This is a genomic window from Methylobacterium sp. NFXW15 (assembly GCF_049887755.1).
In the GTDB taxonomy this organism is placed as follows: domain Bacteria; phylum Pseudomonadota; class Alphaproteobacteria; order Rhizobiales; family Beijerinckiaceae; genus Methylobacterium.
Genome location: NZ_JAGEKG010000004.1, coordinates 73,093 through 86,791, shown reverse-complemented (window position 1 = coordinate 86,791; position 13,699 = coordinate 73,093). Strand labels below are relative to the sequence as shown.

Here is a 13,699-nt window from a genome sequence, read left to right as displayed (position 1 = left end):
ACGCGGCATTGAAACGTTATAACGAGTTGTGAGAGCCGATGTCGTCCGCGCGCCACCCCGCCGTGCCCCTCCTCGCCTGCGCCGCCTTCCTCGGCGCGAGCCCGGCGCTTAGCCAGAGTGCGGTCACCCTGGACCAGATCAGCGTCACGAGCCCGACGCCGGTGCAACCGGTCCGGCCCGTGACGGTCGCCACACCGGCACTCCCCACCGGCATTCTTCCAGTGGCGACGGACACCTTCTCGCCGGTCACGGTGGTGACCGGAGAGCAGATCGCCCGCGACCAGCCCCGCACCCTCGGCGACGCGCTGTTCGACCGGCCCGGCATCTCCGGCACGACCTACGCCCCCGGCGCAGCCTCCCGCCCGATCATCCGCGGACTCGACAATGCGCGGGTGCGGATTCAGGAGAACGGCATCGCCAATGGCGGCGTGTCCGATCTCGGTGAGGACCATACCGTTCCGGTCAATCCGCTGGTGGCGGATCGGATCGAGGTGATCCGCGGCCCGGCGACGTTGCGCTACGGCTCCGGCGCGATCGGCGGCGTGGTCTCGGCGGACAACAATCGTGTCCCGACCTTCATTCCGGCCAACGGTGTGCAGGGGCAGGTGACGACGGGCTATTCCACCGTCGACAACGGAAGGCTCGGCGCCGCGACCGTCGATGCGGGCGGCGACGGGATCGCGGTCCACGCGGACGGGTTCAAAACCGCCGCCGACAATTACGCCATCCCCGGTGGCATCCAGCGCAACTCCTACAACGAGTCCCAGGGCGGGGCGTTCGGTATCTCCGCCATCGGCGACCGCGGCTTCGCGGGGATCTCGTTCAGCCATTACGACGCGGTCTACGCCATTCCCGGCGACGTCTCGGCGGATGCCCGCACCCGACTCACGCCGAATCAGGACCGCGTGGTCAGCCGGGGTGAGTACCGCCCCGAAGACGGGCCGATCGAGGTCATCCGCTACTGGGCGGGCTACTCGGTCTACAAGCACAATGAGGTCGGTATCGGCGGCGACGGGATCGAGGGGATCCAGGCGACCTTCAAGAATCGCGAGGCCGAGGCCCGGGTCGAATTCCAGCACGTCCCGGTCTTCACCGCGCTCGGCAAGCTGACCGGCGCCCTCGGCTTCCAATCCGACCGGCGGGTCATCAACACCGCTCTCGAATCCTTCCTGCCGAAGACCGAGTCGCGCGCCAACGCGGTGTACCTGTTCGAGGAACTCGAACTGCGCCCGGGCACCCGCCTCCAGGCGGCGGGCCGCTACGAGGTCGATCGCGTGTCCGGTACGGCGGCGATCTTCCCTGAGAACTTCCTGCCGGAGAATGGTGCGGAGCCGTTCCAGTTCGCCCGCACGCGCCGTTTCGCGCCCAAGAGCGTGAGCCTCGGCGCCCTGCAAGATCTGCCCTTCGACTTCGTGGCGAGCCTCACCGGCTCCTATGTCGAGCGGGGGCCGAGCGGCTACGAGCTGTTCTCACAGGGGCCGCACGATGCCACGGCGACCTTCGAGATCGGCAACCCGAATCTTAAACGCGAGCGTGCCCGGACCATCGAGGCCAGCATCCGCCGGGCGGTCGGGCCGCTGCGCCTGGACGCCACCGGTTATTACACGCGCTATACGGGCTTCATCTACCGCAACTATACGGGCCTGTTCTGCGACGACGACTTCGCCTCCTGTGGCACCGGTACGGAAAACCGGCAGATCGTCTACCAGCAGCAGAATGCGACCTTCTACGGCGCGGAGATCATCGGCCAGTACGACATCCTCCCCATCGGTGATGGCTTCGCGGGTGTCGAAGGGCAGTTCGATTTCGTGCGGGCCCAGTTCGATGACGGCACCAACGTGCCGCGCATCCCGCCTTATCGCGTCGGCGGCGGCGTCTATGTGCGGGCCGATGGCTGGTTCGCGCGGGTGAACCTGCTCCACGCCTTCGACCACCGGAGCATTGCGCCGTTCGAAACGCCCACGGCGGGCTACGACGACCTCCGTGCCGAGGTGAGCTACACGAAACCGCTGGATCCGAAGCTCTACGGTGCGAGCTCGGTGACGCTGGGCGTCCAGGGCCGTAACCTGCTCGACGCGGATATCCGCAACTCGGCCTCGTTCAAGAAGGACGAAATCCTTCTGCCGGGCCGCAACGTACGCCTGTTCCTCACCGCCCGGTTCTGAGGACAATTCGCCCGATCACGGACGGGGCGTCCGTGATCGGGCGAGACGCCGCGCTCCTGCGACAAGCCCGGTGAGTGCGATCCCGCCGCAGAGCAGGTTCAGTAGCCATTGGCTCGCCTGCCGGGCCGAGGGGCGCAGGGTCAGGCCGGGAACGTCGAGCCTATGCGGGGCGGAGAACAGCCACCGGTTGATCCGGCCCGAGCGGTCGAGCCGGTTGAGAAGCGTGCCGTCGCGCGGATCGACATGCAGCCACGTGGCGGCCGGGTCATCGAAGATCAGGCGTAAGACCGGCAGTGGGCGCTCATCCCCCTGCGGATACCAATAGGCATCGTAAGCCGGGAGTCGCTCGACGGAGACGAGGCGCCCGCCCGAAACGTGCGCGGCGGCTTCGATGGCGGAGGCATCAAGTCCGGTCGCCTGCGGGCCGTCCCGCATTTCGCGGATCACGAACCACCGCCCGCCGATGGAGGCGAAGCGCATGAGCGTCAGACTCGGCCCGCCACTATCGCGAAGGTCGGTTGGCGAGAGGCCGACGGGGCCGGGCGTGCCCGCATAGGTGGCTCGCATGGTCGCGGGGGGCGTGAGCGACGAGAACCAACGGTTTGGATTCATGGACAGCCAGCCGCTCACGATGAATCCGATGAGCGCGGCGCCCCCAACGAGGCCGAACGCGTGGTGCCACAGGGCGAGGCCGCGATACGGGCTGACCGCGCCGCCACGATAGCGACGCCGCAGACGCATCCGCCAGATGCCGATGACGATGCCGGTGATGGCCGCAAGGCTCGCCGCGCCGGAGAGCCACAGCACCACCTGCCGCCACGCCTCGGGCGCCGCCCGCAGGGGCGTGAGATAGACCCAGTGGATGACCGAGCCCGCCCAGTTCCAGCCTCGTTGCCAGCGTGTGGTGACGAGGGCGATCTCCCCCGTAGCCACGGAGACGTAGGTTTCGGTGCCGTCCGGATCCCCGGCGAAGACTTTTATGAACGGCCGCAGGGGATCGTAGCGTGCGGTGACGGTCCACTGATCGCGCTCGACCGATTTGAACTCGCCCCCGCCCGCGATGCGCCGTGCGCTGTCGGCACTGACCAGCCCTAGCTTTTCGCCGGTTTCGGCCGAGACCGTGATGCGGGCGCCGTCAGGACGGGCGAAGCGATAGACCGGCGCTCCGTCCCGCATGTCCAGCCGAAGGCCCGATGCGGCATCCACCGGGCCAACTCCGGCCATCGCGGCATCGGGGCCGATTCGGACCCTGTCCCAATCCAGCGGCGCCAGCCGGGCCAACGTGTCCGCGCGGCTCAGCGAGGGAAACGGCACATAGAGCATGATGAGCCCGGAGCCGATCCATAGGGTGAAGAGCAGCGCCGTGCCGATCCCGAGCCATCGATGGCTCAGGAGCAGCCAACGCCGCGCTGCCTTTCCCGCTGCGCTCACCACGCCACCGTGTAGGCGACCTCGACCGAACGAGGGCGCCCGAGCAGCCAATTCGTGCCGACCCCGTCCACGGCGTTGCCGTTGATGGCGTAGACTTTGTCGAACAGGTTGTAGACTCGCAGCGACAGACGCGAATCCGCCGTCACCTGCCGGTCGAGCACTAGGTTCACCAAGGTATAGGCCGGGCGCCGGGCGGTGTTGCCGAAGTCGCTATAGACCTGACCGATGTTCTGCAGGCCGATCCGGGCCGCCCAATCCCGGCTCGGCTCCCAGGTGAGCCAGAGGTTGGCCACACGCTCCGGCACGTCGATGGGCTGCTTGCCCGCATAGGAGACGGTGGCGCCGTTCACCACTTGGGTGAAGCTGTCATACTGCGCGTGAAGCAGCGCGAGGTTGCCGTCGATCCGCCATCCGGGCGCGACACGCCAGCCGAGGGCCAATTCCACGCCTTGTGAGGATTGGCTGCCCACCTGAACGCCCGCGGCAGGCGAGTTCGGAAGCCGCGAGATCAGGTTGTCCTTCACGATGCGATAGCCCGCGAGCGTCCATTCGAGCTGGCCGTCGAAGGCAAGGCCTTTTGCCCCTACCTCGATCTGATCACCGGTCGCGAGCTTGAAGCCTGCCAGCGACTGCGACAACGTGATGAGGCTCCCCACCGGATCGGTAGCGTAGCTGTATTGGGCGTAGAGCGCGCTGTCCGGCGTCGGGTTGTAGACGAGCCCGAACCGGTAGCCGAGGGCATTGAACGTGCGTTCGAACTGCGCCCCAGTCTGCAGATCCGTCCGCCGCAGCGTCGGCACGTCGAGCCGGGCGCCGGTGAGGAAAGAGAGTTTGTCCGTGATGATCAGACGATCCTCGGCGAAGACCGAGGCTTGGCTCGTCTGCGTCGCGTAGGCCGGGCGAGCTCGTCCATTTTGCGGGAACAGGCCGGGATCATAGCCGGTAAGCGGCACGCTGGTGGTCTGGTCGAAGTAGAAGTTGTTCGTGTGCAGGAAATCGATGTGGTTTACATCGAAGCCCGCTGCGAAGACATTCGGCAGGCCGAGTACATCGCTCCGGAAGGTCGCGTCGAGCCGATTACCGACCTGCTCCTGATTGTGGTAGATTTCGAGGTAGTTGCTGCGGTCGACCAACCCTGTGCCGCGGTTGAACGCGTATTGCTCGACGTCGAGCCAATGCCGACGCGAGGTCAGACGGTAGGCCGTATTGCGGATGGTGATATCGGCGCTCGGCGACCATTCGGCCTTCAGCTGAGTCCAGTTGTCGGCCCAGGTGATCTTCGCGTCTCGCACATTGTAGTTGTTGAAGCGGATCAGGTCAGGGATACGCCCTTCGACGAGGGGCGTGCCCCAGTAGCGCGCGGGCTCCTGGTAGCCGAGATCGTGCGAGAGGGTGATCGCGAGATCGGGGCTCGGCTGGAACAGCAGGGCTGCCGAGACGGCGAGATTGCGGAAATCTCCCTCTGGCCGCAACCAGCCATCGGCCCGGTTGCCGCTGACATTGAGGCGGTAGGCGAACGTGTCGCCATATTCGGCCTGCGCGATGCCACCGCCCGAATCGAAAGCGAGCCGGGCCAACCCGTCGGAACCCACCACGGCGCGGGCGGTATTGATGGGAACGAAGACCGGCTTTTTGGGCACCACGTTGATGATGCCGCCGATTGCCCCGTCGCCGTAGAGCACGGAGGACGGGCCGCGCAGCACCTCGATCCGCTCGACGTTCCACGTGTCGAACGGGAACGTCACGGTTCCCGCGCCAACGTAGAAGCGCGTGCCGTCATAGAGTTGCTGGATCGAGTTCGGCCCCGCGAAGCCGCGGCTGGTGAACGCCCCGTTGCCGTTGCCGGGATCGGCGATCGTGGTGATGCCGGTGGCGTCCTGCGTCACCGCCTCGGCGATGGAGGTCTGGCCGCGCAGGCGCGCAGCCTCCCCCGACACGATGTCGATGCTGGCGGGCGTCTCCAGCGGGGTCAGGCCAATGCGGCTCGCCGTGCGATCGGGCGTGCGCAGGTTGAGACCGACCGGCGCGGCACGGGTGAGGCTGACCCCGCCTTCCCCTTCGACCGACAATTGTTCGAGGGTGACGACCTCCTGCGCCGAGGCGGGCGGCGCGGCGAAGATGAGGGGAGCATGGCTGAGCGCCGCGAACAGGCGCTTGCGGCTCAAAGGATGAGAAGCGGACATCAGACGGCGGACTCCGGCGCGGCGAAGACCGGCCTCGCTCCCATTGCAATGTAACAACATTACATGTCCAGAGCCGCGCGGACGAGTTCCTGCGAACGGGTCGAACGGACGAGAGGGGAACATGGCGGTTGCGGGCGCGCTTGCTGTGGCACGTCACCGCGAACGAGGCCTCGGCACGCCCATGGGGCAGTGCCTCGACACCCGCCGGGGCACCCCGCCCAGCGCGTTTCGCGTGTGACCACGGCTGACGGCAGGTCTCCTGGCTCGCGGGTCATCGCCCTCGCACCGTCTTCCCGGATGACAGGCATCCAGTGACGCGGTGGTGCTGGGCTCGCCGCTTACAGTTGCGGGGGCAGCCGCGGCTTCGGAGCGAGCTCCCCACCGCGTTCCCTTTTGATCCCTTTGCAGGGAACCGTCACGGCTAAGCTAGGCCACGGGATCGCCACGCGTCAACGCGGGCTCGGCGCTTATCGGCTACCATCCAAGGTGAAGACTTTGCCGGGTGGCTCCCGCGATGCTATGCGGCGGGCATTCCAGGAAGATCATGACCACACGACCTCCCCGCCGCGGCGGCCCCTCCGGCGGCAATGGCCGCCCCGACGGACGGCCCGGCCGCAAGCCCCCCTTTGGCGCGGATCGCGCCCGCACGGGCCCGCGCACCAGCGCCAAGGACGCCGCCGAACGCGCCGCACGGGCGCGGGGAGACGATGCGGGCGAGCGCGCCCCGTGGATCCCCGCCGCCGCGCCCGAGCCGCGCGAGAAGGCGCCTCCGCGCAAGCCCGCCAAGCCGGAGGCCGTCGCGCCCGCCCCTGGACCGACGCGCCGCGAGCAGCGCGCTGAAGCCTCGGCGACGCTGGCTTCCGGCGTCCAGACGCTGACGGTCGAGGCCGACGAGGCGGGAATGCGCATCGATCGCTTCCTGACCGCCCGCTTCCCGCAGCTGCCCTTTACGCGGGTGCAAAGCATCGTCCGCAAGGGCGAGTTGCGCGTGGATGGCAAGCGCGCCAAGCCGAATGACCGGTTGGAGCCGGGGATGAGCGTGCGCGTGCCGCCGCTCCGCCTCGACCAGCCGAGCGAGCGCCCCCGCAATCCCGCCCGCGAATCCGACGACGCAGCCTTCATCCGCAGCCTCATTCTCTACGAGGATGCGGAGATGATGATTCTCAACAAGCCGTTCGGCCTCGCCGTCCAGGGCGGCTCGGGCACCGTGCGCCATGTCGACGGCCTGCTCGAGTCGATGATCGGGCCGGATGGGCAGAAGCCGCGCCTCGTGCATCGGCTCGACAAGGATACGGCGGGCTGCCTCATCATCGCGAAGACGCGCCTCGCCGCCTCGACGCTCGCCAAGAGCTTCCGTTCGCGCGCCGCCCGCAAGATCTACTGGGCGCTGTGCGCGGGGGTGCCGCGCGTGCGCCAGGGCCGCGTTTCGACCTACCTCGCCAAGGACGAGCCGACCGATGCCGACGCACGGATGCGCATCGCCAAGCACGGCGAGGAGGGCGCGAGCCACGCGCTGACCTATTACGCCATGGTCGATCAGGCGGCGCAGAAGCTGTCCTGGTTGTCGTTCAAGCCGGTCACCGGCCGGACGCACCAGTTGCGTGCCCACGCGGCGCATATCGGCCACCCGATCGTCGGCGACCCGAAATACTTCTCGGTGGAGAACTGGGAGTTGCCCGGCGGCATTCAGAACCGTCTGCATCTCCTGGCCCGGCGGATCGTGATTCCCCATCCGCGTACGGGCAAGCCCGTGGATGTGAGCGCGCCTTTGCCGCAACACATGGCACAGAGCTGGAATCTGCTCGGCTTCGATGCGAGCCGCTACGATCCCGTGGTGGATGCACCCGAAGATTGAGCGGGTCGTGAGAGCCCACACCGGCGCCGATGCCTTGGCAACGGCGCCGACCGCCTCATATGCTGCGTTGCTCGGCCGTGCGCCTACCTGCCGGGTAATCCGACGGTCGAGACCCTGGGATATGAAGCACGCGATTCTGGCCTGCCTCGCCGCTCTCTGTTTGACGGCCCCCATCGCCCAGGCGGCGCCGGGCGATGCCGCTCAACAGAAGCCCGCCCCCGCGCGGCAGGAGGCTCCGAAGGCGGAGGCTCCCAGGGCCGATGCGGCGAAAGCCGAACCGCCCAAAACGGAAGCCCGTGCGCCCGGCGCACCAGTCGTGGCGGGGCGGGACAAACGGCGACGCTCCTATGCGGCCTGCAACCGTGCCTCGCACCAGCGCGGATATCGCGGCGGCAAACGACGGCGCTTTCTGATCCGCTGCCGCCTCGGCTACGAGCGCACCCGCGCGCATCAGCAACAACAGCAGCAGCAACAGGCGCCCACTTTGCCTGCCCCCGCGCCGACCCGTAAGCCATGACGAAGCGAGGCCGGAGATGAGGCTCGTCGTCTTCGACGTGGACGGGACGCTCGTCGACAGCCAGCACTTGATCGTCGCTGCGCAGGCTGTGGCCTTCGCCGAGGTCGGCCTTCCGGCGCCGGAGCGGAGGATTGCGCTCTCCGTGGTTGGGCTATCGCTGCCGCAGGCGTTCCGGCGCCTCGTCGGCGAAGACGGGCCGGTGGCCGAACTCTCCGAGGCCTACAAGAACGCCTATAATCGGTTGCGACTCGACCCCGAGCATGAGGAACCGCTGTTCCCCGGCATGGGCGACCTTCTCGATAGGCTCCATGCCCGGCCGGACGTTGTCCTCGGCATCGCGACGGGCAAGTCGCGCCGGGGCGTCGACCGGCTGATCGAGCATTACGGATGGGAGGACCGCTTCGTCACCACGCAGACGGCCGACGATGCGCCTTCGAAGCCGGACCCGGCCATGCTGCTGCAAGCCATGGAAGACGCGGGCACCACACCGGACTCGACTGTGATGATCGGCGACACGACCTTCGACATCACCATGGCGGTGAATGCGGGCGTCGCGCCCATCGGCGTCGCCTGGGGGTATCACGCGCCCGGCACGCTGCTACGCGCCGGAGCGGTGTCGGTGGTGGAGAATGCGCTGGCTCTGGAAGGCTTGATCGGCGGCGGAGTGGCCTGAAACCCTCTCGCGCAGCGCGTCCTGAACGCCTATGTCCCTCCCATGAGCGACGTGACGCGAGACTGGCTCGGTGAACCGGGCGACGAGGGCAAGCCGGACCCCATGCGGGCGGCCCGGACGGGAGCGAAACCCGCCCTCCCCCGGCGCTTCTACAAGGAAGCCGGGTTTGCGCCCGCAGAAGGCGGCTTCCGGCTGACCCTCGACGGCCGCTCGGCCAACACACCCGCCCGCAACCCGCTCGTGCTGCCGACCGATGCGCTGGCCAGCGCCGTGGCGGCGGAATGGGGGGCGCAGGACACATCGATCGATCCGGCGACGATGCCGCTCACACGTCTGGCCAATACCGCGATCGACGGCGTGGCGACTCGGATCGAGGCGGTCGCCGACGACCTCTGTGCCTATGCTCAGACCGATCTCCTGGCCTATCGCGCGGCCGAGCCGGATCGCCTCGTCTCGGCGCAAGCCAAGGCCTGGGACCCCTTGCTCGATTGGGCCTACGAAACGCTCGGGGCGAAGCTGATTCTCAGCGAGGGCGTGATGCACGTCACCCAACCGCCGCAGGCCATTCAGGCGCTCACTGAAGCGGTACGGCGAGTTGACGACCCGTTCCGCCTCGCGGCTCTGCATACGCTCACCACCCTCACCGGGTCCCTGATTCTGGCGCTTGCCGTCCTGGATGGCCGCCTCGAGCCTGGTGCCGCGTGGGATGCAGCCCATGTGGATGAGACCTATCAGGCCGATGTTTGGGGCCGGGACGAGGAGGCCGAGGCGCGCTTGGCGGTCCGCCGGGCCGAATTCGACGCTGCGGCGAAGACGATAGCCGCCTTGCCCTAAGGGTGTGGCGCCGATGCACGCCAGCAACATGCCGGCGCCATTTTCACCACAATCCTCGGTCCGCAAATCGCCCTATGGCGCAACCGGCCGAAATGCTATTAGCCTGGACATCGAAAGGTTTCGGCCGCCCGATGTCCGCTCAAAACACCGACGAAAACTCTATTGCCGATGAATTGAGAGCGATTTTTCGCGCCTCTCGGGATCATCGTGACCGCGATTCGCGCATTGCGTTATTCGACTCGCTCGCTGACCTGGAACGATCGATGGTTTTGAGCGGCGCTCCCGAGTCGTTCCTGCGCCGCGTTGCCGAATGCCGGTTCCTGGCCGGCATCCTGCGCGACTCGGTTTCGCCGGTGCACCATCAAGCGATGCGTGCCACCCGCCGTATCTGGACAGCTCCGCTCGAAGCGATCGAAGCGCGCTAACCCTTCAGGGCTTTCTCCACCGAGTCACGCAGCTTCGCGGGCCGGTCCGTCGGCGCGAAACGCTTGATCGGGATGCCGTCCCGGCCGATCAGGAACTTGGTGAAGTTCCACTTGATGTTGGACGTGCCGAACAATCCCCGCTTGGCCCGGCTGAGATAGACGAAGAGCGGGTCCGCGTCCGCGCCATTCACCTCGACCTTGGCGAGGACGGGAAAGGTCACGTCGTAGGTCAGCGAGCAGAACTTGGCGATCTCCTGTGCATCGCCGGGCTCCTGCTTGCCGAACTGGTTGCACGGAAAACCGAGGACGGTGAGCCCCTCGTCCTGTTTCTCCCGCCACAGATCCTCGAGCCCCGCATATTGCGGCGTGAAACCGCACCGCGATGCCGTGTTGACGATGAGCAGCGCCCGGTCGCGATACTGATCCAGAGGATGGGGGCTGCCGTCGGCAGCGCGGACGGTGAAATCGTGGACTGTCGTCATGCCCGTTCGAATCCCATGGCGCAGGCACGCTGCATAGAGCCTTCAGCCAACGGGCGGGCCTATCCCCAGCGGACCGATCGCCTCAGGCGGCGGACTTCACCTTCTCCACGTCGAAGGTCAGACCCTGGGGCGTCATGCGCTCGCGGGTGACGATGCGCTCGTCCGGCGCGACCGTGCCGAGGGCAACGTCTCTGTCCGGCAGAACCAGCGTGGTCGTCTTGTTCACGTGGACGAGGACGTGCCTGCCTTTGTCGGCCGAGGCCACGGCCCAGCGGCGCAATTGGCCGTAATACGGCTCGCGCTTCCACGCATTCGCCTGTCCGGGATCGACCTGCACGTTCATGTTGCGACTGACGGGGTCGAGGGTCAGCACCATCTTCGCGCGGTCTGGCTTCCATTCCGGACCGAGCCAGCCCTCCGTCATCCAGAGGCAATGAAAGGCGCGGCAATGGTCCGGCCGCGTCGCATGGATCGCGCAGCCCCGGCCGGAAACGGTGTGGCGGCACCATTGCCCGGCGACGCTCTCGACCGCCGGAACGTCGTAGACCTTGCAGCACAGGGTGCAGGTGCCGCAGGCGCGGCCGGGCGCAGGATGCGCGACGAAACTCTCTGGGCTCTGCATGGACTGTCCGGCATGCATCCGGGGCGGAGGAATCCACGGATGGCGGACCTTTCTGCGAGCCCATCGTGCCGGTAGTGTGGCACGGTCTCCGCCCAAGGACCGTTCGCATGCTCTCGAACCTCGCGACCCGCGACGTCGAAACCCTGCTTCACCCCTATACCCATCTGTCGAACCACCGCCGCACCGGCCCGCTCGTGCTGGAGCGCGGCGAAGGCGTGCACGTCTTCGACACGGAGGGCCGCCCCTACATCGAGGGCATGGCGGGGCTGTGGTGCACGGCGTTGGGCTATTCGAACGCGGAACTGGTTGAGGCAGCCTCTGCGCAGATGGGTCGGCTGCCCTTCACGCATCTCTTCTCCGGCCGCAGCCACGATCCGGCGATCGAACTCGCCGAGACGCTGAAGGAGCTGATGCCGATCCCGACCTCGAAGATCTTCTTCTGCTCGTCGGGCTCGGAGGCGAACGACACGCAGGTCAAGCTGGCGTGGTACTACAACAACGCGCTGGGACGTCCGAATAAGAAGAAGATCATCGCCCGCAAGAAGGGCTATCACGGCGTGACCATCGCCAGCGCCTCCATGACCGGCCTGCCCGCCAACCACATGGACTGGGATCTGCCGCTTCCCGGCTTTCTCCACGTTTCCACGCCACACCATTACCGGGGCGCCGCGGCGGGCGAGAGCGAGGAAGCCTATTCGGCTCGCCTCGCGGCGGAGCTGGAAGAGACCATCCTCCGTGAGGGGCCGGAGACGGTGGCGGCCTTCATCGCCGAGCCCGTGATGGGCGCGGGCGGGGCCATCATCCCGCCGAAGGGCTACTTCCCCGCCATTCAGGCCGTGCTCACCAAATACGACGTAAGGCTCATCGCCGACGAGGTGATCTGCGGCTTCGGTCGCCTCGGCACGTGGTTCGGCGGGCAGGCCCTCGACATGCGGCCCGACACCCTGTCCTTCGCCAAGGCCGTCACCTCGGGCTACGTGCCGCTCGGCGGCATCACCATCGATCCGGCCATGTACGACGTGCTTGTCGGGCAGAGCGAGAAACTCGGCGGCTTCGGCCACGGCACTACCTATTCCGGCCACCCGGTCGCCTGCGCCGTGGCGATCAAGGCGATCGAAATCTACAAGCGCGACCGCATCATCGAGGGTGCGGCCGAGAAAGCCCCACAGTTCCAGCGGCGGCTTTCGGCGCTGGTCGAGCACGATATCGTCGGCGAGGCGAAGGGAATCGGTCTGATCGGCGGGCTGGAGATCGTCGCGGACAAGGCGAGCCGCCGCCAGTACGACCCGAAGGCGGGCGTGGCCGCACGCTGCGTCGCCTTCGCCCAGGAAGAGGGTCTGATCGTCCGCTTCCTCGCGGGTGACCGTGTGGCGGTGTGCCCGCCGCTGATCATCACGCCGGACGAGATCGATGCCCTCTTCGACCGCCTGACCCGGGCGCTCGACCGCACACGGGATTGGATCCGCACCGAAGGCTTTGCGGCAGTGTAACCTTCGCGCTTCTTCACGGCGCGCAAGAACTCCATCATGCTGCGAGCTTGAGTGTTGGCTGACTCAAGCGATCAGCAATGGCCTTGACCTACGTACCCCGAGCGCATTTCTCGACCGACGCTCTGCCGGAGCGAGAACGTCTGGACGCGTGGCGCTCCTTGTTCTCAGCGCATGATCTCGCGGCCGACGCGCAGGGTTTCTCTGCGCGGATCGAGACGGCGCAAGTGGGTCCGATGTCCCTGCGCGTCATGAACGCGGTTAGCCAGGGTCCGGCGCGGAGCCGTCTACAGACCCGGCGTGATGGCCTCGATTCCTTCGTGCTGCACCTGAGCCGCCATGCCTACAGCGCCGATACCGAACGCGGCGTGGTGGATGTGCCGGCGGGTTCGGTCAGCTTCAACGATATGTCGCAGAGCTACCGGCGCAGCCTCGTGCCGGAGACGGATTCGGTCATTCTCGTGCTTCCGAGGGCGTCGGTGACCTCCGTGCTGCCCAACGAGGATGGGTTGCACGGGCTGGTTCTCCAGGGCGGCACGGGTCTGCTGCTGGCGGATCACCTGCGTTCGCTGGCCAGGAACAGCCACGCGATCACCACGGCCGATTCCGCCCACATCGCGCAGGCCACGCTGCACATGCTCGCGGCCTGCGTCCGCCCGAGCCTCGCGACTTTCGCCGAGGCGAGCGTGCCGCTCAACGACGCCCGGCTTCGGGCCGCGAAGCGCTTCGTCAGGGACCACCTGAATTCGCCGCTGAAGATCGACGCGATGTCGAAGGCGCTGGGCATGTCGCGCTCCCAGCTCTATCGCCTGTTCGAGCAGGAAGGTGGCGTCGCGCGCTACCTCGCGCGGCAACGGCTCTCAGCCCTTCGCGTTGCGCTGGAAGATCCGCTCGAACGGCGGACGATCGGCGAATTGAGTGACGCGTTCGGCTTCAGCAGTACGGCCGCCCTGTCCCAGGCTTTCCGGCAAGCCTACGGCCTGACCCCGCGCGACTACCGGGCGAGTGCGCGGGGCTTCTAAGCC

The 13,699-nt window shown here is 67.3% G+C and carries 12 protein-coding genes and 1 riboswitch; of the genes, 8 read left to right on the top strand and 4 right to left on the bottom strand.

What is annotated here, in order from left to right:
- The first annotated feature begins 38 nt into the window (after positions 1-38).
- Positions 39-2,165, top strand: coding sequence for a TonB-dependent receptor plug domain-containing protein (locus J4O73_RS10420; protein WP_426217042.1), 2,127 nt, complete (start codon positions 39-41; stop codon positions 2,163-2,165).
- A gap of 15 nt (positions 2,166-2,180) precedes the next feature.
- Here the strand turns inward: J4O73_RS10420 and J4O73_RS10415 are convergent, their stop codons facing one another.
- Both J4O73_RS10415 and J4O73_RS10410 read right to left on the bottom strand, forming a co-directional pair.
- Positions 2,181-3,596 carry a PepSY domain-containing protein gene (locus tag J4O73_RS10415; RefSeq protein WP_426217040.1) on the bottom strand — a complete coding sequence of 472 codons (1,416 nt, stop codon included), beginning with the start codon at positions 3,594-3,596 and terminating at the stop codon, positions 2,181-2,183.
- Positions 3,593-5,779 carry a TonB-dependent receptor gene (locus tag J4O73_RS10410; RefSeq protein ID WP_426217038.1) on the bottom strand — a complete coding sequence of 729 codons (2,187 nt, stop codon included), beginning with the start codon at positions 5,777-5,779 and terminating at the stop codon, positions 3,593-3,595. The genes J4O73_RS10415 and J4O73_RS10410 overlap by 4 nt, the downstream gene beginning before the upstream one ends.
- Before the next feature lie 232 nt (positions 5,780-6,011).
- Positions 6,012-6,211: riboswitch (cobalamin riboswitch) on the bottom strand.
- Between the two features lie 112 nt (positions 6,212-6,323).
- Between J4O73_RS10410 and J4O73_RS10405 the strand changes: the two genes are divergently transcribed.
- The 5 genes from J4O73_RS10405 (at position 6,324) to J4O73_RS10385 (ending at position 10,083) form a co-directional block, all read left to right on the top strand.
- Positions 6,324-7,634: an RluA family pseudouridine synthase gene (locus tag J4O73_RS10405; protein ID WP_426217036.1), complete on the top strand. Its 1,311-nt coding sequence runs from the start codon at positions 6,324-6,326 to the stop codon at positions 7,632-7,634.
- Positions 7,635-7,755: 121 nt separating this feature from the next.
- Positions 7,756-8,151 (top strand): hypothetical protein, encoded by a 396-nt coding sequence (locus tag J4O73_RS10400; RefSeq protein ID WP_426217034.1) that lies wholly within the window; start codon positions 7,756-7,758, stop codon positions 8,149-8,151.
- Positions 8,152-8,167: 16 nt separating this feature from the next.
- Positions 8,168-8,824, top strand: a complete 657-nt coding sequence (locus J4O73_RS10395; protein ID WP_426217032.1) for an HAD-IA family hydrolase — start codon at positions 8,168-8,170, stop codon at positions 8,822-8,824.
- A gap of 42 nt (positions 8,825-8,866) precedes the next feature.
- The gene (locus J4O73_RS10390) at positions 8,867-9,658 is read left to right on the top strand and encodes an ATP12 family chaperone protein (protein ID WP_426217030.1); all 792 of its coding nucleotides are present in this window, start codon (positions 8,867-8,869) and stop codon (positions 9,656-9,658) included.
- A gap of 74 nt (positions 9,659-9,732) precedes the next feature.
- On the top strand, positions 9,733-10,083 hold the full coding sequence (locus tag J4O73_RS10385; protein ID WP_426217028.1) for a hypothetical protein: 351 nt from the start codon (positions 9,733-9,735) through the stop codon (positions 10,081-10,083).
- On the opposite strand, the gene J4O73_RS10380 is transcribed toward J4O73_RS10385, so the two are convergent.
- Together J4O73_RS10380 and J4O73_RS10375 are read right to left on the bottom strand one after the other, a co-directional pair.
- Positions 10,080-10,565 (bottom strand): glutathione peroxidase, encoded by a 486-nt coding sequence (locus J4O73_RS10380; RefSeq protein ID WP_426217026.1) that lies wholly within the window; start codon positions 10,563-10,565, stop codon positions 10,080-10,082. The genes J4O73_RS10385 and J4O73_RS10380 overlap by 4 nt on opposite strands.
- An 82-nt stretch (positions 10,566-10,647) precedes the next feature.
- Positions 10,648-11,187 (bottom strand): hypothetical protein, encoded by a 540-nt coding sequence (locus tag J4O73_RS10375; protein WP_426217025.1) that lies wholly within the window; start codon positions 11,185-11,187, stop codon positions 10,648-10,650.
- A 107-nt stretch (positions 11,188-11,294) separates the two neighbouring features.
- Here J4O73_RS10375 and J4O73_RS10370 point away from each other — a divergent pair, with 107 nt between their 5' ends.
- The gene (locus J4O73_RS10370; RefSeq protein ID WP_426217023.1) at positions 11,295-12,677 is read left to right on the top strand and encodes an aminotransferase; all 1,383 of its coding nucleotides are present in this window, start codon (positions 11,295-11,297) and stop codon (positions 12,675-12,677) included.
- Between the two features lie 77 nt (positions 12,678-12,754).
- Positions 12,755-13,696 (top strand): AraC family transcriptional regulator, encoded by a 942-nt coding sequence (locus J4O73_RS10365; protein ID WP_426217022.1) that lies wholly within the window; start codon positions 12,755-12,757, stop codon positions 13,694-13,696.
- Positions 13,697-13,699 lie beyond the last annotated feature (3 nt).

Coding starts and splice junctions, on each gene's coding strand:
- J4O73_RS10420 (WP_426217042.1), top strand. CDS start 39: ATGTCGTCCGCGCGCCACCCCGCCGTGCCCCTCCTCGCCTGCGCCGCC.
- J4O73_RS10390 (WP_426217030.1), top strand. CDS start 8,867: ATGAGCGACGTGACGCGAGACTGGCTCGGTGAACCGGGCGACGAGGGC.
- J4O73_RS10375 (WP_426217025.1), bottom strand. CDS start 11,187: ATGCAGAGCCCAGAGAGTTTCGTCGCGCATCCTGCGCCCGGCCGCGCC.
- J4O73_RS10400 (WP_426217034.1), top strand. CDS start 7,756: ATGAAGCACGCGATTCTGGCCTGCCTCGCCGCTCTCTGTTTGACGGCC.
- J4O73_RS10395 (WP_426217032.1), top strand. CDS start 8,168: ATGAGGCTCGTCGTCTTCGACGTGGACGGGACGCTCGTCGACAGCCAG.
- J4O73_RS10410 (WP_426217038.1), bottom strand. CDS start 5,779: ATGTCCGCTTCTCATCCTTTGAGCCGCAAGCGCCTGTTCGCGGCGCTC.
- J4O73_RS10370 (WP_426217023.1), top strand. CDS start 11,295: ATGCTCTCGAACCTCGCGACCCGCGACGTCGAAACCCTGCTTCACCCC.
- J4O73_RS10405 (WP_426217036.1), top strand. CDS start 6,324: ATGACCACACGACCTCCCCGCCGCGGCGGCCCCTCCGGCGGCAATGGC.
- J4O73_RS10365 (WP_426217022.1), top strand. CDS start 12,755: ATGGCCTTGACCTACGTACCCCGAGCGCATTTCTCGACCGACGCTCTG.
- J4O73_RS10385 (WP_426217028.1), top strand. CDS start 9,733: ATGGCGCAACCGGCCGAAATGCTATTAGCCTGGACATCGAAAGGTTTC.
- J4O73_RS10380 (WP_426217026.1), bottom strand. CDS start 10,565: ATGACGACAGTCCACGATTTCACCGTCCGCGCTGCCGACGGCAGCCCC.